Annotated in this window: 17 protein-coding genes; 11 read left to right on the plus strand and 6 right to left on the minus strand. The window is 46.2% G+C overall.

What is annotated here, in order from left to right:
- Nucleotides 1-303 precede the first annotated feature (303 nt).
- From SIO70_RS20685 to araA, 4 genes are all read left to right on the plus strand, one after another.
- Entirely contained in the window at nucleotides 304-1,008 is a 705-nt protein-coding gene (locus SIO70_RS20685) for an NUDIX hydrolase (RefSeq protein ID WP_320573922.1), read from the plus strand.
- Nucleotides 1,009-1,152: 144 nt separating this feature from the next.
- A complete protein-coding gene (locus SIO70_RS20690; RefSeq protein WP_320573923.1) occupies nucleotides 1,153-2,796 on the plus strand; it encodes a ribulokinase in 1,644 nt (547 codons plus the stop codon).
- Nucleotides 2,793-3,497 carry an L-ribulose-5-phosphate 4-epimerase AraD gene (araD, locus tag SIO70_RS20695; protein WP_083723058.1) on the plus strand — a complete coding sequence of 235 codons (705 nt, stop codon included), beginning with the start codon at nucleotides 2,793-2,795 and terminating at the stop codon, nucleotides 3,495-3,497. The genes SIO70_RS20690 and araD overlap by 4 nt, the downstream gene beginning before the upstream one ends.
- 598 nt (nucleotides 3,498-4,095) lie before the next feature.
- A complete protein-coding gene (araA, locus tag SIO70_RS20700) occupies nucleotides 4,096-5,601 on the plus strand; it encodes an L-arabinose isomerase (protein ID WP_320573924.1) in 1,506 nt (501 codons plus the stop codon).
- 284 nt (nucleotides 5,602-5,885) lie between these two features.
- On the opposite strand, the gene SIO70_RS20705 is transcribed toward araA, so the two are convergent.
- Nucleotides 5,886-6,431 (minus strand): alpha/beta hydrolase, encoded by a 546-nt coding sequence (locus tag SIO70_RS20705; RefSeq protein ID WP_320573925.1) that lies wholly within the window; start codon nucleotides 6,429-6,431, stop codon nucleotides 5,886-5,888.
- 130 nt (nucleotides 6,432-6,561) lie between these two features.
- Entirely contained in the window at nucleotides 6,562-7,488 is a 927-nt protein-coding gene (queG, locus tag SIO70_RS20710) for a tRNA epoxyqueuosine(34) reductase QueG (protein WP_320573926.1), read from the minus strand.
- A 102-nt stretch (nucleotides 7,489-7,590) separates the two neighbouring features.
- Between queG and SIO70_RS20715 the strand changes: the two genes are divergently transcribed.
- From SIO70_RS20715 to SIO70_RS20730, 4 genes are all read left to right on the plus strand, one after another.
- Nucleotides 7,591-9,624 (plus strand): DUF3858 domain-containing protein, encoded by a 2,034-nt coding sequence (locus SIO70_RS20715; protein ID WP_320573927.1) that lies wholly within the window; start codon nucleotides 7,591-7,593, stop codon nucleotides 9,622-9,624.
- A gap of 3 nt (nucleotides 9,625-9,627) precedes the next feature.
- Entirely contained in the window at nucleotides 9,628-11,535 is a 1,908-nt protein-coding gene (locus SIO70_RS20720; RefSeq protein WP_320573928.1) for a DUF3857 and transglutaminase domain-containing protein, read from the plus strand.
- A gap of 162 nt (nucleotides 11,536-11,697) precedes the next feature.
- Nucleotides 11,698-14,310 (plus strand): ATP-dependent chaperone ClpB, encoded by a 2,613-nt coding sequence (gene clpB / locus SIO70_RS20725; RefSeq protein WP_320573929.1) that lies wholly within the window; start codon nucleotides 11,698-11,700, stop codon nucleotides 14,308-14,310.
- 320 nt (nucleotides 14,311-14,630) lie between these two features.
- A complete protein-coding gene (locus SIO70_RS20730) occupies nucleotides 14,631-15,110 on the plus strand; it encodes a nucleoside deaminase (RefSeq protein WP_083723065.1) in 480 nt (159 codons plus the stop codon).
- A gap of 117 nt (nucleotides 15,111-15,227) precedes the next feature.
- On the opposite strand, the gene SIO70_RS20735 is transcribed toward SIO70_RS20730, so the two are convergent.
- Nucleotides 15,228-15,419 (minus strand): hypothetical protein, encoded by a 192-nt coding sequence (locus SIO70_RS20735; protein WP_320573930.1) that lies wholly within the window; start codon nucleotides 15,417-15,419, stop codon nucleotides 15,228-15,230.
- Between the two features lie 267 nt (nucleotides 15,420-15,686).
- Here SIO70_RS20735 and SIO70_RS20740 point away from each other — a divergent pair, with 267 nt between their 5' ends.
- Nucleotides 15,687-16,148 carry an ABC transporter permease gene (locus SIO70_RS20740; RefSeq protein ID WP_320573931.1) on the plus strand — a complete coding sequence of 154 codons (462 nt, stop codon included), beginning with the start codon at nucleotides 15,687-15,689 and terminating at the stop codon, nucleotides 16,146-16,148.
- Between the two features lie 186 nt (nucleotides 16,149-16,334).
- Here SIO70_RS20740 and SIO70_RS20745 read toward each other — a convergent pair whose 3' ends face one another.
- The 3 genes from SIO70_RS20745 to SIO70_RS20755 form a co-directional block, all read right to left on the minus strand.
- Nucleotides 16,335-18,530, minus strand: coding sequence for an ATP-binding protein (locus tag SIO70_RS20745; RefSeq protein WP_320573932.1), 2,196 nt, complete (start codon nucleotides 18,528-18,530; stop codon nucleotides 16,335-16,337).
- Between the two features lie 95 nt (nucleotides 18,531-18,625).
- Nucleotides 18,626-18,838 (minus strand): hypothetical protein, encoded by a 213-nt coding sequence (locus tag SIO70_RS20750; RefSeq protein ID WP_320573933.1) that lies wholly within the window; start codon nucleotides 18,836-18,838, stop codon nucleotides 18,626-18,628.
- 135 nt (nucleotides 18,839-18,973) lie between these two features.
- Nucleotides 18,974-19,669, minus strand: a complete 696-nt coding sequence (locus SIO70_RS20755) for a LytTR family DNA-binding domain-containing protein (protein ID WP_320573934.1) — start codon at nucleotides 19,667-19,669, stop codon at nucleotides 18,974-18,976.
- A 119-nt stretch (nucleotides 19,670-19,788) separates the two neighbouring features.
- Between SIO70_RS20755 and SIO70_RS20760 the strand changes: the two genes are divergently transcribed.
- Together SIO70_RS20760 and SIO70_RS20765 are read left to right on the plus strand one after the other, a co-directional pair.
- On the plus strand, nucleotides 19,789-20,145 hold the full coding sequence (locus SIO70_RS20760; protein WP_320573935.1) for a hypothetical protein: 357 nt from the start codon (nucleotides 19,789-19,791) through the stop codon (nucleotides 20,143-20,145).
- Between the two features lie 71 nt (nucleotides 20,146-20,216).
- Nucleotides 20,217-21,623 carry a TolC family protein gene (locus SIO70_RS20765; RefSeq protein ID WP_320573936.1) on the plus strand — a complete coding sequence of 469 codons (1,407 nt, stop codon included), beginning with the start codon at nucleotides 20,217-20,219 and terminating at the stop codon, nucleotides 21,621-21,623.
- Nucleotides 21,624-21,794: the final 171 nt, after the last annotated feature.

Here is a 21,794-nt window from a genome sequence, read left to right on the forward strand (position 1 = left end):
TAGGGAACTACCCCCTTCAGAGTTGTAATTGGAACTATCCCCCCTCAGATCTATAAACAGAATTTCTTTTTCCATAAAATCTCCTCCCCAAACAGAACGCTTTTGCCAACGGCAAAAGCGTTCTGTTTGGGCGCAATCCCCTACGGGCTGCTAAAAAAGAAATATTAAAAAAGCCGGCATAAATAATTGTAAAAATGACATTTAATTTTTTATATTGCATTCATATTATAGCTATCAATATCACTAAATGCTGGGAATATCAACGGGGAGTTTTATATTAGCAGAATTAAACACCAGGAAAGTATGACACGTTATTCCCGGCAAACCCGGATGCTGATAGCAGTAGACTGTATAATTTTCGGTTTTGACGGACAGGATCTTAAGCTCTTGCTTATCAAGCGTGGATTTGAACCGGAGAAAGGAAAGTGGAGCCTGATGGGCGGTTTTGTGCAGGCGGATGAAGGCCTCGAAGAGGCAGCCACCCGAACACTGACCAAACTAACAGGACTGGATGGCGTCTTCATGGAGCAGCTCAATGCCTATGGCGGCCCTAACCGCGATCCGATGGAGCGAACCTTGTCTGTAGCCTATTATGCCCTGATCGACATCAATCAGTACAAACAACAGCTGAGCGATGAGTACAAGGCAGAATGGTTCCCTCTCAAAGAGGCGCCAAAACTGATTTTCGACCATGCACAGATGGTATCTGAAGCGCTGGCCCGCTTACGTTACAAAGCAGCTATCCACCCGCTGCTGTTCGAACTGTTGCCAGCTAAATTTACCATCCCACAGCTGCAAATCCTCTTCGAAGCCGTATACGAATCCGGCTTTGACAAAAGGAACTTCAGCCGTAAAGTATTGTCCACGGGTTTACTCATCAAACAAAAAGAAAAAGAGAGGGCTACTTCCAAAAGGGGAGCATTCTATTACAAGCTGGATAAAAGAAAATACAGCGCCAAATTCCACGCCTTCCTCAACTTCGTTTCCGATCCGGGTAATCTTAAATAATAAAAAATGATAGATATGGGTCTCCCTCATATCGTCTTTTTTTACCACGTTTTATAAATGTCAAACTGACAATAAAGGCATTATTTATTTTTCAATTTAAAACAACTTTCCGCCGCCTCAGGTTGTTGGAAAGGGCCGATCGTTATGGAACATTCATATGTTATAGGTGTCGACTTCGGCACCGACTCAGTCCGCTCCCTTGTTGTAGATACGCAGACCGGTCAGGAAGCCGGTAGTGCCGTGTATTTTTACCCTCGCTGGAAAAAAGGGCTCTTTTGTGACCCTGCCATCCAGCAATACCGCCAGCACCCGAAAGATTACCTGGAAGGGCTGGAAAACAGTATTAAAGACGCGCTGAAACAATGCCCGGCAGGCACCGCCGCCAGGGTGAAAGGCATCGCCGTCGATACCACCGGATCCACCCCCGGCCCTGTCAACGAACAAGGTACGCCCCTGGCCCTGTTGCCCGGTTTTGAAGAAAACCCCAACGCCATGTTCGTTCTCTGGAAAGATCATACTGCCAACTCGGAAGCAGCCCTGATTAATGACATCTCTCATAGCAATGGTAAAGATTATACTGCTTACAGCGGTGGCATATACAGCAGCGAATGGTTCTGGGCCAAAATTCTCCATGTCGTAACCGAAGATCCTGCCATCGAAGCAGCCGCCGCTGCCTGGGTAGAGCATTGCGACTGGATCCCGGCTGTACTCACCGGCAATAATAGTGTCGATACCCTGCTTCGCAGCCGTTGTGCCGCAGGTCACAAAGCCATGTGGCATGCTTCCTGGAAAGGATTGCCGCCAAATGACTTCCTCACCAAACTGAACCCTGTTCTCGATAAATATGATCAGATGTACACCGATACAGTGGATGCCACTGTACCTGCAGGTACGATCACCGCTGAATGGGCGGAAAAATTAGGACTGCCTGCGGATGTTGTGATCGGCACCGGCGCCTTCGATGCCCACATGGGTGCGGTAGGTGGCGGTATCCGTCCATACTCCCTTTGTAAGGTGATCGGCACCAGCACCTGCGATATCCTCATCGCACCGCTGGAAGAAACCAGCCACAAACTGGTAAAAGGCATCTGCGGCCAGGTAGATGGCTCCGTGGTGCCCGACATGCTTGGTTTGGAAGCCGGCCAGTCTGCTTACGGCGACATCTTTGCATGGCTCCGCAAACTGATCATGGGACCATTATACGACCTCATGCCGGAAGAAAAAGATAAACTGGCAGAAGTGGAAGGTAAATTGCTTGGTTACCTATCAAAACAAGCAGAACAACTCCCCTTGCGTGACAACGACCCGATTGCCATGGACTGGTTCAACGGGCGTCGTACACCTGATGCTAATCATACTGTTAAGAGCACTATTACTGGTTTACACCTGGGTACCGATGCGGTGCAACTTTTCAAAACACTCGTAGAGGCAGCGGCCTTTGGTGCCAAAGCCATTGCGGACCGCTTTATTCAGGAAGGTATTCCTATCCAGGAAGTGATTGCACTGGGTGGGGTGGCCAAGAAATCAGGTTATGCTATGCAGGTACTGGCCGATGTGATGAACAGACCTATCCGGATCGTAAACAGCGAAAATGCCTGTGCACTGGGTGCGGCCATGTTTGCCGCTGTGGTAGCGGGTGTTCATCCTGATATTGATGCTGCGCAGGCAGCCATGACTTCAGGTTTTGAAACGACATGGTTCCCAAGGGAACAAAATGTGCCTTATTATGCCAACAGGTATGAGAAGTTTAAAGAAATAGGAGCGTTCACAGAAAAACTATACAAATGAGCCATCCATACAAGGAACTTCAGGAGCAGGCTTACCACGCTAACATGCAACTCCCCGCTTTAGGGTTGGTGCTCTTCACCTTTGGCAATGTCAGCGTGGCTGACCACAAAGCAGGTGTATTTGCCATCAAACCCAGCGGTGTGCCTTACAACCTGCTCTCGCCAGAGAAAATGGTGATTGTCGATTTCGATGCAAACAATGTTACGAACAACGGACGGCCATCGTCGGATACGAAAACCCATGCAGTGCTTTACAAACACTGGGCCCACATCGGCGGTATTGTGCATACACACTCTACCTACGCTACTGCCTGGGCACAGGCACAAAGGGATATCCCGATCTATGGCACCACCCATGCAGATCACCTGACCAGCGATGTGCCCTGCGCCCCGCCCATGCACGATGATATGATCAAGGGTAACTATGAGCATGAGACCGGGTTTCAGATCATGAACTGTTTGAATGAGCGTAACCTTAGTTACGAAGAGATAGAAATGATCCTGGTGGGCAACCATGCCCCTTTTACCTGGGGGAAAACAGCTGATAAAGCAGTGTACAACGCTGCTGTGCTGGAAGAAGTAGCGAGAATGGCTTATCTCACGGAAACCATCCGCCCTTCATGCCCCCGCCTGAAGGACTCTTTGATTAAAAAACATTTTGAACGGAAACATGGTCCGGATTCTTATTACGGACAACAGTAACGGAAAGCTGCAATCTTTAAACAATAAAGAGATAGCTGTAATCCGATACTCGTCATCAGAAAACAGGAATTCGACGAGGGTAACCGGTAACTGAAATCCGATAACTGTAATTCGAAAGCTATAATCTTTAAACAGTTAAGGGATAGCTGTAATCCGATACTCGTCATCAGAAAACAGGAATTCGACGAGGGTAACCGGTAACTGAAATCCAATAACTGTAATTCGAAAGCTGCAATCTTTAAACAGTAAAGGGATAGCTGTAATCCGATACTCGTCATCAGAAAACAGGAATTCGACGAGGGTAACCGGTAACTGAAATTCGATAACTGTAATTCGAAAGCTGCAATCTTTAAACAATAAAGAGATAGCTGTAATCCGATACTCGTCATCAGAAAACAGGAATTCGACGAGGGTAACCGGTAACTGAAATTCGATAACTGTAATTCGAAAGCTATAATCTTTAAACAATAAAGAAATAGCTGTAATCCGATACTCGTCATCAGAAAACAGGAATTCGAAAACTGTAATCCAAAACCTGTCATCCAATTTCCGTAAACGGACAACCATAAATACTAATCACAAAAAAATTCAATAGCATATGATACAGTTGAAGCAACTTGAAGCCTGGTTCGTGACCGGTAGCCAGCACCTTTATGGAGAAGAAACCCTGCAACAGGTGGCTGCGCATGCTCAAACCATCGCTGCCTCCCTGGACGCCGATCCAGCCATTCCCGTTAAGATCGTATTCAAGCCTACTGTAAAAACCCCCGAAGAGATCTATGCCATTTGCCAGGAAGCCAATGCCGCAAAAAACTGTATCGGTGTAATTGCCTGGATGCATACATTCTCTCCTGCCAAAATGTGGATCAGGGGGCTGAAAATATTACAACGTCCTTTATTACACCTCCATACCCAGTTCAACAGGGATATTCCATGGGGTGAGATCGATATGGACTTCATGAACCTGAACCAGTCAGCCCATGGTGACAGAGAGTTTGGTTTTATGATGTCACGCATGCGCATCGAGCGCAAAGTGGTATGTGGCCACTGGCAGGATCCTGATGTGATCGGCGAACTGAATACCTGGCTCAGAGCTGCCGCAGGTTGGTTCGACTGGCAGGGGGCAAAATTTGCCCGTATCGGCGATAACATGCGCGAAGTAGCGGTTACGGAAGGTGACAAGGTGGAAGCTGAGTTACAGTTCGGTTATTCCGTAAATGGTTATGGCATCGGCGATGTGGTGGATTTCGTGAACCAGGTTTCCGACGCCAGCATCGACAAACTGGTAGCTGAATATGCAGATGAATATAAATTGAGTGCTTCCCTCGTAAAAGGTGCTGCCCAACACGCTTCTCTGCGTACCGCTGCTAAGATTGAACTGGGACTGCGTGCATTCCTGGAAGATGGAAACTTCAAAGGATTTACGGATACTTTCCAGGACCTCCATGGCATGGAACAACTGCCAGGTATCGCTGTACAGCGCCTGATGGCAGATGGTTACGGTTTTGGCGGTGAAGGGGACTGGAAAACTTCTGCACTGGTAAGAGCAGCGAAAGTAATGGGTAGTGGTCTGCCTGGTGGTAACTCCTTCATGGAAGACTATACTTACCATTTCGATCCGGCTAACAGGCTGGTGCTGGGCGCACATATGCTCGAAATCTGTTCCTCTATTGCAGACGGTAAGCCAAGCTGCGAAATCCATCCGCTGGGTATCGGTGGCAAAGCCGATCCTGTAAGACTGGTATTCAATGTAGACGCGGGACCTGCTATCAATGCATCTTTGATTGATATGGGCAACCGTTTCCGTTTGCTGGTAAATGAAGTGGAAGCAGTGAAACCTGTACAGGACCTGCCTAAACTGCCGGTAGCAAGAGTGTTATGGAAACCACTGCCAGATATGCGTACAGGTTGTGCAGCATGGATCCAGGCAGGTGGCGCACACCATACTGTTTATAGCCAGAACCTGGGTAGTGCACATATGCAGGACTTTGCCGACATGGCGGGTATCGAGTATGTGAAGATTGGTAAGGGCACTGATTTGTATCAGTTCAGGAATGAGCTGAGATGGAATGAAGCTATTTACCTGTTAAAAGGTCAGCGATAAAAGAATTGGCATAACGCCATAGATGACGTGGAATAACAAAGGCTGGAATCTTCCAGCCTTTCATTTTTTTAAATAAGTTGAATGTTTTAGGGATTTGCCTGTATTCGTCTGCATTTAAACATTGGCCTAATGAGCGTGATAATCTTCTTAAAGTAGTTACCTTCTCAGATGTATTATTTTCCTATTGCCATTCTCCTTTAACCCTTTCCCTCTTTACAACGTTTCCCAATTCCTCATTAACTCCTCCACCAACGTCTGCCCATTCTCCTTTAAACCTTCCCTCTTTACAACGTTTCCCAATTCCTTACTAACTCCTCTACCAACGTCTGCCCATTCTCCCATTCCCCTAAATTACTCTCCGCATTAATATGCCCTGCTTCCCCCACATTCACAAACCGGCTTCCCCATGCATTCGCAAAGGTCTTTGCCCGCTGCAGGCTCGCATATTCATCATTGGTACTCGAAACCACAATGCTCCTAAAAGGTAATGGCTGTAACGGCGTAGGCGCAAAGCTTTTCGCTACTGTCGGAAATCCCGTTCGGTCTGCATCTGGTGGAGCTACCAGCAGCGCGCCGCGGATCTTCAATTTTGTATGCTGTGCCCAGTGGGCAAGGGCGAGGCATCCCAGGGAATGTGCTGCGATCACTACATCAGGACCGGCTTTGGATACCGCATCTTCTATGCTGTTGATCCAGTCGTTTAGTTCGGGTTGATCCCAGTTGTTCTGTTCTATTCGCTTTACACCCGGCAGGTTTTCCCATATTGTCTGCCAGTGTTGCGGCCCCGATCCGTACAATCCCGGAGCAGTTAAAACCTGTACTTCTTCCATAATACTATAAGACTCTTTTTAGTAACCCCCGATAGAGTAAGTTTGTTGGCAAGTCATACAATGTACGGAAAAGAAAAGATAAAATAACGTTAAAATAAATGAGCAATGGGCCTGTGGCCGGGTGAATCCCTTACAATTCCAAAAAGTTCAGATTCCTTCTGATACCCGCGTATTTCGATCGTTTCATGGGCGAATGTTTAAAAATCCTTCTAAACTCCTCCTCCGTTAGTTCCTCCCAATCCTTCGTGGAAAAATTCAGTATTTCAGGTATCGGGGTAAACTCTACTGTTTGGTTCGGCTTTGAAAACCTGTTCCAGGGGCATACATCCTGGCAGGTATCACACCCAAACATCCAGTTATCAAACTGCCCCTGCATCTTTTCAGGAATCAGCAATTCCTTTAGCTCTATCGTATAATAGGAGATGCACCTGCTGCCATCTACCACGCCCGGTGCTACCAGCGCGCCCGTTGGGCAGGCATCCAGGCATTTGGTACAGGACCCGCAATAATCTCCTACAGGGTTATCATATACCAATGGCACATCCGTAATGAGCGTAGCGATAAAAAAGAACGACCCTGCCTGCTTGTGGATGAGATTCCCGTTTTTACCAAGCCATCCCAACCCACTCTTTTGCGCCCAGGCCCTTTCCAATACAGGTGCCGAATCGACAAACCCCCGTCCGCTCACTTCGCCCATGCTCTCCTGCATCCTGGCCAGCAAGGTATTCAGTTTCGCTTTGATCACCTCATGGTAATCCTTTCCATAAGCATATTTCGAAATCCGGGGGGCATCGGGTACCTGCTGTTCCGAAGGGTAGTAGTTTAATAATAACGTAATCACCGACCGGGCGTTATCCACCAGTTTCCTGGGGTCAATCCGCTTGTCAAAATGATTCTCCATGTACTTCATATTTCCATGCATACCCTTGTTCAGCCACGTTTCCAGTCTTCGGGCATCGTCATCCAGCTGTACGGCACGGGCTATTCCACAGTGATCAAATCCCAGATCTGCTGCCTGCGCTTTTATAAATGCTGTATGTGTTTCTACCAATTGCATGTGGACTGCAAGTTAAAGAAAAATGAAAATTTTTATGGAAACCCTACTTTTTACATATCTTCATTAATGTAAATTAATCCTATTACCTTAGCTACTTTAAGTATGCGACCACAACAAGTCGGAGTTCTCCCCATTGCCCTGTTTCTGGGCATTGTATTGTCATTGAATGCGTTTTCCCAGGACAAAATTAAATTTGGGAAAGTTGATCCGAAAGATTTCAGTAAAACTGGTTTTGAGCAGGATACCGGCGCCCATGCCGTGATTATCTCTGATATCGGCGAAGCTTCTTTCGAATCAGACAGGGTCAATGGCCTGGTATTGGTATTTAAACGTCACACCCGTATCCGCATCCTGGACAAAAACGGTTATGATGCCGCCACTGTAAAAATCCATTATTACAAAGGAGAAACAGACGAAAACAAGCTTAAAGACATCAAAGCGACTACCTATAACCTGGAAGGGACACAGGTGGTAGAAACAAAGATGGACAGCAAAAGCATTTTCACAGATAAAATTGACAAAAAAGGCGATGTCGTGCAAAAGTTCACGCTGCCTGCTGTAAAAGAAGGCTGTATCATTGAATATGCTTACACCATCGTGACTCCTTATAAGATGCGCCTGCACCCCTGGCAGTTCCAGAGCACCAATTACCCTACGATCTATAACAGGTATGAGGTAACAGTGCCGGAGTTTTACGAATACATCTTCCTGCGATCAGGTTATATCCCTATTAAGGAAAATAAATCGCAGGGGCATCAGTCCTTTACCATTGCTTATGATGAAGAGAACTCTTATGGCGGGAAAACGGGTCATACCCAGTTTTACACCATCAACTCCAATACCAATATCTATAAGTGGGAGGCGGAGAATGTGCCGGCGCTGCGTGAGGAGGAATACACCACCAGTATCTGGAACCACGTATCTATGATCCAGTTCCAGCTTTCTGCCTACAGGTATCCGGATCAACCTGTAAAACCGGTATTGGGTACCTGGGTTAAACTGTATGAGGAGCTGAAGAAGTCTGAATACTTTGGCGATGGCCTGGACAAAAACAACGGTTTCCTGGGTGATAAAGTAGATGAGCTGACCAAAGGTATTACCGATGATACAGCCAAAGCACGCCGCATTTATAATTATGTAAGAAGTAATTTTACCTGCACCAGTCACGACGACCTGTATTTGTCCAAATCATTAAAAGCCATTTATTCTTCTCACAACGGGAATGATGCCGACATCAACCTGCTCCTGGTAGCTATGTTGCGCAGGGCGGGTCTGAACGTGCATCCCCTCATATTGAGCACCCGCGACAATGGTGTTACTTATGAAATGTACCCACTGGTAGGCCGTTTCAATTATACGATTGCGGCGCTGAATACCGGTGAGGAGTGGTATTTCCTGGATGCTTCCGAGCCTTACCTGGGCTTTGGCCATCTGGATTATACCTGCTACAACGGGCATGCAAGAATTATGTCTCCTGATGTCATCCCGATTTCACTGGATCCGAATACCCTGCTGGAAGCCAAGAGCACTTTTGTGATGCTGGTGGGCGATAGTGGTAAGATCAAAGGCTCTTTTACCCAGAAGCCTACTTACTACGAGTCCTGCAAAATGAGAGCGGATATCGTGAAGAATGGCAAGGATGCGTACTTTAAGCCGATTGCTAAAAGCTTCTCTATGGAAACTACCATATCCAATGGAGAGATCAGTGACTTGGATGATTACGAAATACCATTATCGGTAAAGTATGATTTTGAAATGGCCCCGGACGATGCGGGTATGTTGTACCTGAACCCGATGCTGACAGAAGCCTATAAAAGTAATCCGTTTAAATCACTGGAGCGTCGTTACCCTGTGGAAATGCCGTACCTGGTGGATGAAATGTATACGCTGAACCTGATCGTACCTGAAGGGTATGTAATAGAAGAGCTGCCAAAATCAACCATGGTGAAACTGAATGAAGATGAAGGCCAGTTCCAGTACCTGATACAGCAAAATGAAAATACCGTTCAATTCCGCTGCAGGGTTAAACTGAACAAAGCGACCTTTACGCCGGATGATTATTCCACCCTGCGTGATTTCTTCGATGTGATTGTGAAAAAACAATCTGAACAAATTGTTCTGAAAAAGAAAGTATAACCCATGTTTAATAAATCAATTGGACTGGCCCTGTTACTCATGGGATACCTGTTACCTTCGCAGGCTAAGGACCCGGAATACCCAGCTTCCGCTATACCTGCGAACCTGAAAGAGCATGCCCATGTGGTAAAGCGCATGGAAGAACTAACGGTACGGTTGGTAAATCCCGGTGAAGTACGTGTGACCAGGCATTATGTGCTGACTATATTGGATGCCAAAGGCGATAAATTCGCCAGCATCCACGAGTATTATAATAAGCTAAGAGATGTGCGGTCTATCAAAGGCCGCCTGTTAAGTGCAGAAGGGGTGGAGTTATCCAGAATCAGGCAAAGTGATATCTCTGATGTGAGCGGGGTAGGCGATGAGGCGCTGATGTCGGATAACCGTTATAAGATCTATCGATTTGGTTATAGCGTGTATCCTTATACGATAGAGGTAGAGACAGAGGTAAAATATAACCACGCCTTTTACCTGCCTGACTGGACGCCACAGGAAGATGAAAACTATGCAGTGGAGCAGGCGAAACTGTCAGTAAGCGTGCCTTTCGATTATAAACTACGCTATAAGTCTTACCATTATAATGGGGAGCCTGTAGTTGCAAAAGAGAAGGAAAACCAGCAATATACCTGGGAAGTAAAAGGTATGGTGGCACTGCCGGAAGAAGATTTTATTCCGGAACCTTATGACAGAACGACCACGGTGATGCTGGCGCCTTCCAACTTTGAAATGCAGGATTTTAAAGGGAATATGAATAGCTGGGAAGAGCTGGGACACTTTATTTACACCCTCAACCAGGGTCGCGATGTACTGCCTGATCCTGTGAAGAAGACGGTGCATGACCTGACAGATGGCAAGTCGCAGAAGGAGAAAATAGATATCCTTTACCGCTATTTACAGCAGCATACCCGCTATATCCTGATTGTACTGGGTATAGGCGGCTGGCAGACATTTGACGCCAATTTTGTAGCAGCAAAAGGATACGGCGATTGTAAAGCATTGTCCAATTACATGGTAGCCCTGCTGAAGGAAGCGGGTGTACCGGCCAATTATGTGCTGGTGCAGGCAGGTAATACGAATTTAGAACTGGTCGAGGATTTCCCCTCTACCCAGTTTAACCACATGATCGCCTGTGTACCCGGCAATGGTGATACTACCTGGCTGGAATGTACAAGCAATACACTGCCTGCGGGTTACCTGAGTAGTTTTACTGCAAACAGGCCGGTGCTGGTGATTGCAGACCAGGGGAGCAAACTGGTACGTACCCCGGCATATACCATGGACCAGAATGTGAAAGTCCGTCGTATTTCAGCAACAGTTTCAGAAACGGGGGATATGCTGGTGAAAATCAATACGCATTCTACTGCGCTGCAACAAGACTATGCGCATGGCATGAATCACGCCCTTTCTCATGACAAAATTATGGAGTGGTTACGCAAAGATCACCTGATGCCCAGTTATGATGTAAATAAATACGAGGCGAAAGAAATAGCGGGACCAGTGCCTGCGATGGACGAAGAGATGGAAATCAATGCGCATAACTATGCAACGGTGAGTGGGAAGCGGATGTTCCTGGAGCCTAATTTACTAAGCAAGGCAGGTACAAAACTCGAAACAACAGCGCCCCGGGTTTCACCTGTGAATGTCTATTCTCCATATAAAAATGTAGATACTGTTGTGATCAATATTCCGCCAGGCTATACCTCAGAGTCAGTACCGCAGCCTGTGATACTGAAGAGTAACTTTGGGGAGTATACTGCTAAAATAGAGGTAAAGGACAACCAGGTCATCTATATCCGCAGTTACTGCCACAAGGCGGGAATTTTCCCTGCCAGTGAGTGGATAAACTTTGCTGCGTTTAATAATGTGGTTTACAAGGCAGACAGGGCGAAAATCGTGCTTGTGAAGCAATAAACCTGTAATAATAGCAGTCGAATGCCCGGGAAGCTGTTAAAAGAGCAGTCCCGGGCATTTTTTTATGCCAAAATATCGCATTCGCAGACTTGGAGCAGGTTTTGATGTATATTTTTTACAAGTGAAAAACATGGAAACACTAAAAGGAGAAATTATAACGATATGAATTTGAACAACTTCACCATTAAATCGCAGGAAATACTGCAAAAGGCACAGCAGTTGGCGTTTAACAACCAGCAGCAGGCCATCGAAACAGGGCATTTGCTGAAGGCATTGCTTAATGATGAGGATAGTGCGATAGAATACCTGTTGAAGAAAAACAATGTCAATACTAATTTTCTGGCGTCTAAAATAGACGACCAGATCAATAAATACGCGAAAGCAAGCGGCGATGCCGGACAGGTATTGAGCCGCGATGCGAACAACGCTATGTTGAGAGCGGGCTCCAGCATCAAGGAATTCAAAGACGAGTTTGTAAGCGTAGAGCACCTGTTGCTCGGACTGCTGGGTGGCAGCGATGACACCGCTAAGGCGCTGAAAGATGCAGGGCTGACAGAGAAAGGATTGAAAGCTGCGATTACTGAACTGAGAAAAGGGAGTACTGTCAATTCACAGACTGCTGATACCCAGTTTAACTCATTGCAGAAATATGCCAAGAACCTGAACGAACTGGCACAGGCCGGGAAACTGGATCCTGTGATTGGTCGTGATGAAGAGATCAGGCGTACCCTGCACATCCTGTCACGCAGGTCTAAAAACAACCCGATCCTGGTGGGTGAACCGGGGGTAGGTAAAACTGCGATCGTAGAAGGGTTGGCACACCGTATTATCAATGGTGACGTGCCAGACAACCTGAAGTCAAAGATCATCTATGCACTGGATATGGGTAGCCTGATGGCTGGTGCCAAATACAGGGGTGAATTCGAAGAAAGGCTGAAAGCGGTGATCAAGGAAGTAACTGAGAGTGATGGACAGCTGATCCTCTTTATCGATGAGATCCATACCCTGGTAGGTGCCGGTGCGATGGAAGGTGCGATGGACGCAGCGAACATACTGAAACCAGCTTTGGCCCGTGGTGAACTGCGTGCAATAGGTGCCACCACCCTGAATGAATACCAGAAATATTTTGAGAAAGATAAGGCCCTGGAACGTCGTTTCCAGAAAGTAATGGTCAACGAACCGGGAGTAGAGGATGCGATTTCCATTCTGCGTGGTTTGAAAGAGCGTTACGAAAGCCATCACCATGTACTGATTAAGGATGAGGCGATCATTGCAGCCGTAGAATTGTCTCACAGGTACATTACAGACCGTTTCCTGCCTGATAAGGCAATTGACCTGATTGATGAGAGTGCGGCGAAATTAAGGCTGGAAATGAACTCTATGCCGGAAGAGCTGGATGAACTGGAAAGAAGGATCCGGCAACTGGAAATTGAGAGAGAAGCGATCAAGAGAGAGAATGATGAAGACAAACTGCGGGAACTGAATGGTGAAATCGCCAGACTGGGCGAGCAGCGGAGTACATTCAAGGCAAAATGGCAGGAAGAGAAAGAGGTTGTAGACAAACTGCAGAATGCAAAGGCTGCGATTGAAAACCTGAAGCAGGAAGCAGAGCAGGCGGAAAGAAACGGAGAATATGGTCGTGTGGCAGAGATCCGCTATGGTAAAGTGAAAGAGCAGGAAGAGCTGATTGCGAAATATACCGCAGAACTGAATGAAATGTCTACAGACCACAAGCGCTTGCTGAAGGAAGAGGTAGATGCAGAAGATATAGCAGAGAATGTGGCGAAAGCGACGGGTATTCCGGTACACCGGATGATGCAGAGTGAAAGGGATAAATTACTGAAACTGGAAGATGAGCTGCACAAAAGGGTGGTAGGACAGGAAGAAGCGATTATCGCGGTATCCGATGCCATTCGTCGTAGCCGTGCAGGGTTGCAGGATCCAAAGAAGCCGATCGGTTCCTTTATTTTCCTGGGTACAACCGGGGTAGGTAAGACTGAGCTGTCAAAGGCACTGGCAGAATACCTGTTCGACGATGATACCATGATGACGCGGATAGATATGAGTGAATACCAGGAGAAACATGCGGTGAGCAGACTGGTAGGAGCGCCTCCGGGATATGTGGGATATGATGAAGGAGGTCAGTTGACCGAAGCGGTGAGACGTAAGCCATATTCCGTAGTATTGCTGGATGAAATAGAGAAAGCGCACCCGGATGTATTCAATATCCTGTTGCAGGTGCTGGATGATGGCCGGTTGACCGATAATAAGGGCCGTATGGTGAACTTTAAGAATACCATTATCATCATGACGAGCAATATGGGTAGTCATATTATCCAGGAGAATTTTGAGAAGATCGATGAGCGGAACAGGGAGGATGTGGTAGAAGCTACAAAGGCGGAAGTGATGAATTTGTTAAAGCAGACCATCAGGCCGGAGTTCTTAAACCGTGTGGATGAAGTGATTATGTTCCAGCCGTTGTTGAGAAGTGAGATTAAGGGAATAATTAACATACAGTTGCAGCAGTTGAAGGAGATGGTAGCGCAGAATGGCATGATATTGGAATTCTCTGATTATGCACTTGAGTACCTGGCGGTGCAGGGTTATGACCCTACGTTTGGTGCGAGGCCGTTGAAGAGATTGATACAGAAAGAGATTATCAATTTGTTGAGTAAGAAGATACTGGCGGGAGATATTGATAAGAGTAAGCCAGTGTTGGTGGATGTGTTTGATGGGGTAGTGGTGATCAGGAATCAGGCGACGGTTACGGCTTAAGTATAAGAGATTATAAGTTTATTCAAATACGACGATATACAGTTACGAATACCCGGGCAATTCTTTGCCCGGGTTTTTTTATGGTGGGAATTGGTATAGAATGGTACCAGTGTTTGAATGGCAGGGTGGTTTTTGCGCATGGTCATTCAAATGCACACTCAAAAGTTTTGGCGCCTTGTAGATAATACGCACGCACTTAAGGGTTTTTGCGCCTGGTCATTCAAATGCACACTCAAAAGTTTTTGCGGGCAGGGTGAGCTGACTGCAAAAACTTTTGCTGGTTTATTTTCAGTAAATTTGGTTAAATTGAAAATAACATTATGATAGGAGAAAGAGAAAAACACTTCATGTCCATTGCGATCAATTTATCCCGCGAAGGCATGGAGCATGGCGACGGAGGTCCCTTTGGTGCAATTGTAGTACGTGGTGATGAAATAGTAGGACGTGGCTGGAACAAGGTGCTATGTACCAACGACCCCACTGCTCATGCAGAAGTAAGTGCGATTCGTGATGCCTGCGAGCGTCTTGGCACCTTCCAATTGCATGACTGTGAAATTTATACTTCCTGCGAACCTTGCCCCATGTGTCTGGGCGCTATATACTGGGCCCGCCCGCAACGCGTGTATTTTGCGAACACTAAAGAAGATGCAGCTGCTATAGATTTCGATGATTCTTTTATTTACAATGAAATAGGAATAGCCCACGAAGACAAGCGTATCCCGTTTATTGCATTTCCTTCTGCTGCTGCGATTAAAGTATTCCAGGACTGGCAGGCGAAGGGAGATAAGACATTGTATTAGGCAGATAACCCCATTCTCTTTGCATCCCGCAAATTCATCTAACCTTAGGATAGTTATAAAATGCAAGAAGCTGGCCCTAAGGCCAGCTCCCCGAAAGACTTTTGTGTCTTAGCTGAATTATGCACCTTTTTTAGGAGTTGCAGTAGCAGCTGCTTTGTGTGCTTTGTGAGCTTTTGTAGTGTCAGCAGCTGTTTTTTCAGTTTTTGCTTTTTCTTTCTTAGCTGGTTTTGCAGCTGGAGTCTGTGCAAAAGTGATAGCGCTAACACTCATAAATACTGCAGCTACAATAAGACTTTTCTTGATGTTCATGATCTTTGTTTTTAAATAATTTTGAATTGTTTGTTTGTAGTTTCTGACGTAAAATTAAGCCTGATACACCCCCTTTACCCTTCAGTTTCGGTGAATGAGGTCGAAGTGTCGTTGAAAAAGGAAAATTGGGTGTTAACCTGTTCGCATGGTTACAACAGGTGTCCGAAGTTGAACACTTTTTGTGTAGTAGCTGTTTTCAATCTTTTGTATATCAGTTGTTTGTGATTTTGGCGTCGTTCGTGATGCTTGTTACACGCTATTTTCCGTATGACCATGATTACAAATTCCATTGATTATACCTTCCTGGATAGCCATTTAAAAAGCCTTTACCTGGCAGATGAGCAGATGGCTTCTATACTCACCGCATTTTCCCTGTTGGCGATATTGGTAGGTTGCCTGGGATTGTTTGGGCTGGCCACTTATACGGCCGAAAAACGTATGAAAGAGATTGGGGTAAGGAAGGTAATGGGGGCAACAGTGCCTTCGCTGGTAAGGTTGCTGTGTAAGGACCTGGTCAAACGGGTATTGGTGGCATTTGTGATTGCCTGCCCTTTGGCTTATTGGGGGTTTGGGAAGTGGCTGGAGAATTTTACGTACCGGATAGATATGCAGTGGTGGATGTTTGGGATGGGAGGATTGATGGCGGTTGTGATTGCCATTTGTACGGTATCGACACAGGCTATTCGGGCAGCGATTGCGAATCCGATACATTCATTGAGGAGTGAATAATTGAAGGGGTAATTTGGAGGCTGTTTTTGTGCTGTGTATATTCATTGGGAAGTGAATAGTTAGAATCCGATATATTCAGTGAGGAGTGAATAATAAAATACACAGGCGATCGCAGTGCTGATACATGATACGCAGGCAATCCGGGTTGCAGTTGTGAACCCGTTTAATCAGGTTAGTCATCATCATCTATAACAGGATAGCCATGGTTTCTTCCATCGCCTTCAGACTCAGTTCGCGCAGTGTGGCAAATTTTTCTGCTACCAGTGCGGGCTGATAGGAGTTAGCGTCCAGTGATTCCAATGGTTCCAAAATAGGATATAATATACCATCCAGCCCGATAAACGAAATGGTTGTCTTCAGGTTATGCGCCGTACTACGGATGGCCGCTACATCTTCTGCCTGAATGGCTTTTTTTAATGCCCCCAGGTCTTCCGGTAATTGTGTAACGAATTGTTGCAGCATAGCATGCTCAAATTCCGTATCTCCCTTACTCAGCGTCTTAAGATATTGCAATTGAACCAAAGGCCCGTCATGCGGCTGGGAATGGCCATTAAGGGCAGTATGTACCTCAGGAGGGCTGAACTTACCCGTAAAGATCTGGATTAGTCTGAACAATTCTTCTTCCCGGATTGGTTTAGAGAGGTATTCATTCATCCCTGCCTGCAGGCATTTCTCCCTTTCTCCCGCCATTGCATGTGCAGTCATGGCAATGATGGGAATGTTAGAATGCAGTTCCTGCCTGATTTTGCGGGCCGCAGTGTACCCATCCATCTCCGGCATCTGGATATCCATCAGTACCATATCATAATGTCCTTTAGTCAGGGCATTTAGCACATCCTGTCCGTTTGTGACCAGTTGGTAATGCAGCTGCCGGTTGCCTAGCAGGTGTTTCAGCAGGTCCTGGTTCATTTTATTGTCTTCTGCTACCAGCAGTTTTACATCTGCATGTAGAGAAGAGAGGAAATTCTCATTGTTGGATTCCCCGTTTTCAGGCAGCAATTCTCCGTGTGCATAAGGTAGTTCTACCATAAAGGTGCTTCCTTTGCCGGGTTCACTTTCTACGGTGAGGGCGCCATGTTGCAGCTCTACCAGTTGTTTTACGATGGTCAGTCCCAGGCCGGTACCGCCATATTTACGGGTCGTATCGGCTTCTGCCTGGTTAAAGCGGTCAAAGATAGCGGGTAGTTTATCGGGGGCAATACCAATACCGGTATCACTCACTGCAAACAGTACACGTACGGTGTGTTCATTTTCTCCCAGTTGGCTGATCATGATATTTACATGCCCCTGGTTGGTGAACTTGATCGCGTTGTTAGCGAGGTTCACCAATACCTGTGTAAGCCGAACGACGTCGCCGTACAGGATATCAGGTACATTATCGTCGATGGTTACATTAAAGGCCAGTTTCTTCTCTTCAGCTTTCAGGCGAAACATGGTCTGCACGCCGTGCAACACCCCGCGCAGGCTGAACGAGACTGGTTCCAGCCGCATCATGCCTGATTCTATTTTAGAAATATCGAGAATGTCGTTGATGATCTCCAACAGGTTTTCGCCGGCATTTGCGATGGCGGCGACATATTCCTTTCCTTTTTCATTCAGGGGTTGCTGTTGTAGCAGGTGTGTGAACCCAAGTACGGCATTCATGGGCGTTCGGATCTCATGACTCATATTAGCGAGGAACTGTTCTTTGATAGCAGCCAGTTTCTTTTCCTGTTGCTGTGATTTGTCCAGGGCTTCGATGAGTTGTTCCTGTTTATGAATGCGTGTGGTGATATATAAAAAAGCGAGCAGGCTGCTGATGCAGGCAAAGATCATCATGACCGAGCCCCAGTTTTGCGCGCGCTGTCCGCTGGTATCGATGAGTCGTACGGTACGGTTTACTTCTGTCTGCCGGGTACTGTCCAGCTGATGCAAAATAACGCCGATGGCTTCGCCAAGGCGTTTTCCTTTCTGTGCGTTGATGAGTCGTTCAGCAGACCATTTGCCGTGCGTATAAAAAGAATCGAGTACGGTGACGTTGAAACGGTTTTTTTCTTCTACCAGGTAGTTTAGCTGGGTCAGCAGTTTCTCTGTACTATCGCTGATGACGAGCTTATTAATTTCGTTGAGGTCGGCTTTGATAAGGGCTACGTCGGCTTCTATGCCGGTAATATTCAATGTGTCCTGGGAGATAACGGTACCTCTTACTTTACTGTCGGTTCTGGCTATACTGGTCTGGAGTTTTTGCAGCTCATTCTTTACGTTCAGTTCATTGAGCAACTGTTCATTTCCTGAGATCAGCTTGCGGATGTTCTGCGAGGAATTGAACTGGAGTACTATAAACAGGATCATCCCTGAAATAAACACGCCAAGTAAATAGTATTTCAGATGTTTAGGCTGCATATATCGTTGATGATACAAGGTACAATTTTTCTCCACAAACGATCGCTTCTACCTTGGGCAGAAGCGATCGTATTGTAAAGATGTCCACTAAAAAACTATTTGGTAGCTGGAGCTGGCTTAGCTGCTGTACCTGCGGCTTTCTTGTGGTGATGTTTCTTATGACCTTTGTGCGCCTTCTTTTCAGTAGCTGGTTTTTCAGCCTGCTGTGTAGTCTTTGTAGCTTTTGCAGCTTTAACAGTATTGTTTGCGAAAGTAGCGGTACCTACCAGCATCATGGCAGCGGCCATCAGCATTGTTATCTTTTTCATGACAGTTGTTTTTATTATTTGTGATCAATTTGTTTGATGACCTAAAGGTACATCCGGGATGACCACCTGTCATTTCGATTTGGGTTAACAGGCATTAGCCGTCGGTCAAAAAGGAAAAACTGTCGGTGGAGGTTTTTACAACAGGTTTAATTTGCTGTTAAGTGCTGATCTGTAGGCATCTGCCACGGGTACAGCGTTTTTATGTATGATAATGGTACCGTCTTCAATCGATTCTATTTTGTCCAGCGACACTATATAGGAGCGATGCACACGCATAAATTTGCCGGCAGGCAGTTTCTCTTCTACCGCTTTGAGGGTGGTATGGATGGCGTGAAACTTCTGAGCGGTATGTAGTTTTACATAATCGCCCATAGCTTCCAGGTAGAGGATCTCATCTATGCGGATCCTTTTCAGCACCCCATTGTCCCGGATAAACACAAATTCATTGTCTGTATTTTGTACTTCCTGTACCGTGCTATCACAGATCTCTTTCGCCTTGTCGATAGCCTGGATGAAACGGGCAGGAGTTACCGGTTTGATGAGGTAGTCTGCAACGTTCAGTTCAAATGCTTCTACGGCATAATCTTTTTTGACAGTGGTAAAGATGATGATCGGACCTTTCTTACCCAGGTTACGGGTTAGTTCCAATCCGCTCATGCCCGGCATTTCGATGTCGAGGAGGAGCAGGTCCACTTTTTCTTTTTGCAGTACATTATAGGCTTCGAGAGCACTGGCACATTCGCCCAGTACATGCAGTTGTTCAACGTGGCTGGCCAATTGTTTCATTGCAGTGCGGGCCAGCTTATTGTCGTCTACAATAAGGCAATTCATGGGGCAAATATAAGGGCTTTCAATAGTAAAGGTTATATTATAATTTGCTTAAAACTTGATGGGGGATTATTAAAATTAAAATGTAATAAATATCTTGCATATTCTAAATGAGGTCTCAATTGAAACAGCTGCAAAGGCTCATCCTTATATTATCATGCGTATTTCTTCCGTTCGTATACGGGGAAACATCCGGGGCATACACGTCTCCGCATGATCAGCCGCAGTTACTCAGTTATACCACTACCAGTCATCTTCATTCCTTTTGCGGGAATGAGCATTACAGAACAGCGACCGTCAATAAATTCAATTTACGCAACCGTGGGTTGATTGATTTTAATGAATTTTTCCTGACGGTTTCCAGTATCAGGATCAAGCCGCTGTTTGTTTATATTCATCCCCATTACAAAGGATTCGCTGCAGCTATCATCAGTGTTTCCGTTTCGCTCAGCGACTGGCGAGGGCCTCCAATGGCATAATTTTTATATAACGCATTTCCTTTAATTACTTATTGACGCGCTATTGCAGCGCATTAACATTTCGCGCAGTTATGTATGTGAACATTCCTGTAAGGCGATGTGCGGTATTGCTATGCCTGTTGGCTGGCATAGGCACGCATTGCTTTGCACAAACCTTACCATTGAAGCAGGCTATTGATATGACCCTGCAGCATTATCCTTCACTGAAGGTCAAAAATACGATCTCCAATGCAGCGGCCGCGCACACGACCGATGTAAAGCATGAATGGTGGCCTAACCTGAAACTGGTGGAAGAAGCCACCGTGGGTACTGACAATGGAGTATATGGTTCTTATTTTCCCATGAGCATTATTCCTTCTACATCCGGTGGTATCCGGGATGCCAACAGTTTGCAGGCGGTATCCGGCAATGTAGGTATGGCACAATTGCAATGGGAGGTCTACAACTTCGGTCTGTACAAAGTACGGAAGGACGAAGCCAGGCAACAACAACAGGTAGCAGGTGCGGATGCCGGTATCACGGCAAACGATCTGACCGTGTCTGTGATCCAGGACTACCTGTCTATGCTGGAATATTATAACCTGATGCGTATTCAGGCGGACAATATAGAACGTACAAGATCGGTGTCGAAGGCGGTGACTTCGATTGTACTGCATGGGTTGAAACCGGGAGTAGATAGTGCTATAGCAGCAGCAGAGCTGTCAAAAGCCAGGCTGAACTATATAGATTTTCAGAATGGGTATAATAAGGTGCGCATGCACCTGGCTATTCTGACAGGTTTGGACAGTACGGCTATAGTTCCGGATACACTGTATGATAAGGGATTGCCACAGATATTGCTGGCTCAGTCCGATACGGCAACTGTAGAGCAAACACACCCGGCACTGGTTTATTACAATGCCCTGCTTACACAAAATCAAAAACATGAACAGGTGATCCGTAAAACGGCTATGCCCAAAGTGATGGTGCTGGCGGCTGGATGGGCCAGGGGATCCAGTATTAACAGCAATGATGAGTACCAGAATCTAGCCAGTGGTTTTGGGTATAATCGTTACAACTACCTGGCAGGGATCGGTATTACTTATAATGTGGCGGACATATTTCATACAAGGGATAAAATGAGAGAGCAATATTTACGTACCCGGGCAGCGGCCAATCAGCTCGAATCGTCGCATGCGCTGCTGGATAATCAGCTGAACCAGGCCAGGGTGAATATTCATACGGCTGTAGACAAATTGAATGAAATGCCGGCGCAGCTGAATGCAGCAAGGGCGGCGGCGGCTCAGAAAATGGCGTTGTATAAGGGTGGGTTGACGAATATTATTGATGTGACGAATGCGCTGTATGTGTTGAACCGTGCGGAGAATGACCTGATACAGACGCGGCATGATGCATGGCAGTCGCTATTTATGGAGGCGTTTGCGACGAATACGATACAAGTGCTGGTACAGCAGCTGGAAGCGGCGAGGGGGCAATAAAATTTATTTCGAATTGAGAAAGGGAAGGTTTTAATACCGTGGGAACTTTTGATTTCGAATTGAGAAGGGAAGGTTTTAATACCGTTGTGAGAAGAAAGCAACTCCTGGATCAGTATTGAGAATGCGAAACTTTTATTTCCGCCCTGAGAAGGCCAGATTTTTTAATTCCCT

Source organism: Chitinophaga sancti, assembly GCF_034087045.1.
In the GTDB taxonomy this organism is placed as follows: Bacteria; Bacteroidota; Bacteroidia; order Chitinophagales; family Chitinophagaceae; genus Chitinophaga; species Chitinophaga sancti_B.

Excerpts from the sequence above, each read along its gene's own strand:
- SIO70_RS20685 (WP_320573922.1), top strand. The coding sequence starts at position 304 with ATGACACGTTATTCCCGGCAAACCCGGATGCTGATAGCAGTAGACTGT.
- SIO70_RS20690 (WP_320573923.1), top strand. The coding sequence starts at position 1,153 with ATGGAACATTCATATGTTATAGGTGTCGACTTCGGCACCGACTCAGTC.
- araD (WP_083723058.1), top strand. The coding sequence starts at position 2,793 with ATGAGCCATCCATACAAGGAACTTCAGGAGCAGGCTTACCACGCTAAC.
- araA (WP_320573924.1), top strand. The coding sequence starts at position 4,096 with ATGATACAGTTGAAGCAACTTGAAGCCTGGTTCGTGACCGGTAGCCAG.
- SIO70_RS20705 (WP_320573925.1), bottom strand. The coding sequence starts at position 6,431 with ATGGAAGAAGTACAGGTTTTAACTGCTCCGGGATTGTACGGATCGGGG.
- queG (WP_320573926.1), bottom strand. The coding sequence starts at position 7,488 with ATGCAATTGGTAGAAACACATACAGCATTTATAAAAGCGCAGGCAGCA.
- SIO70_RS20715 (WP_320573927.1), top strand. The coding sequence starts at position 7,591 with ATGCGACCACAACAAGTCGGAGTTCTCCCCATTGCCCTGTTTCTGGGC.
- SIO70_RS20720 (WP_320573928.1), top strand. The coding sequence starts at position 9,628 with ATGTTTAATAAATCAATTGGACTGGCCCTGTTACTCATGGGATACCTG.
- clpB (WP_320573929.1), top strand. The coding sequence starts at position 11,698 with ATGAATTTGAACAACTTCACCATTAAATCGCAGGAAATACTGCAAAAG.
- SIO70_RS20730 (WP_083723065.1), top strand. The coding sequence starts at position 14,631 with ATGATAGGAGAAAGAGAAAAACACTTCATGTCCATTGCGATCAATTTA.
- SIO70_RS20735 (WP_320573930.1), bottom strand. The coding sequence starts at position 15,419 with ATGAACATCAAGAAAAGTCTTATTGTAGCTGCAGTATTTATGAGTGTT.
- SIO70_RS20740 (WP_320573931.1), top strand. The coding sequence starts at position 15,687 with ATGACCATGATTACAAATTCCATTGATTATACCTTCCTGGATAGCCAT.
- SIO70_RS20745 (WP_320573932.1), bottom strand. The coding sequence starts at position 18,530 with ATGCAGCCTAAACATCTGAAATACTATTTACTTGGCGTGTTTATTTCA.
- SIO70_RS20750 (WP_320573933.1), bottom strand. The coding sequence starts at position 18,838 with ATGAAAAAGATAACAATGCTGATGGCCGCTGCCATGATGCTGGTAGGT.
- SIO70_RS20755 (WP_320573934.1), bottom strand. The coding sequence starts at position 19,669 with ATGAATTGCCTTATTGTAGACGACAATAAGCTGGCCCGCACTGCAATG.
- SIO70_RS20765 (WP_320573936.1), top strand. The coding sequence starts at position 20,217 with ATGTATGTGAACATTCCTGTAAGGCGATGTGCGGTATTGCTATGCCTG.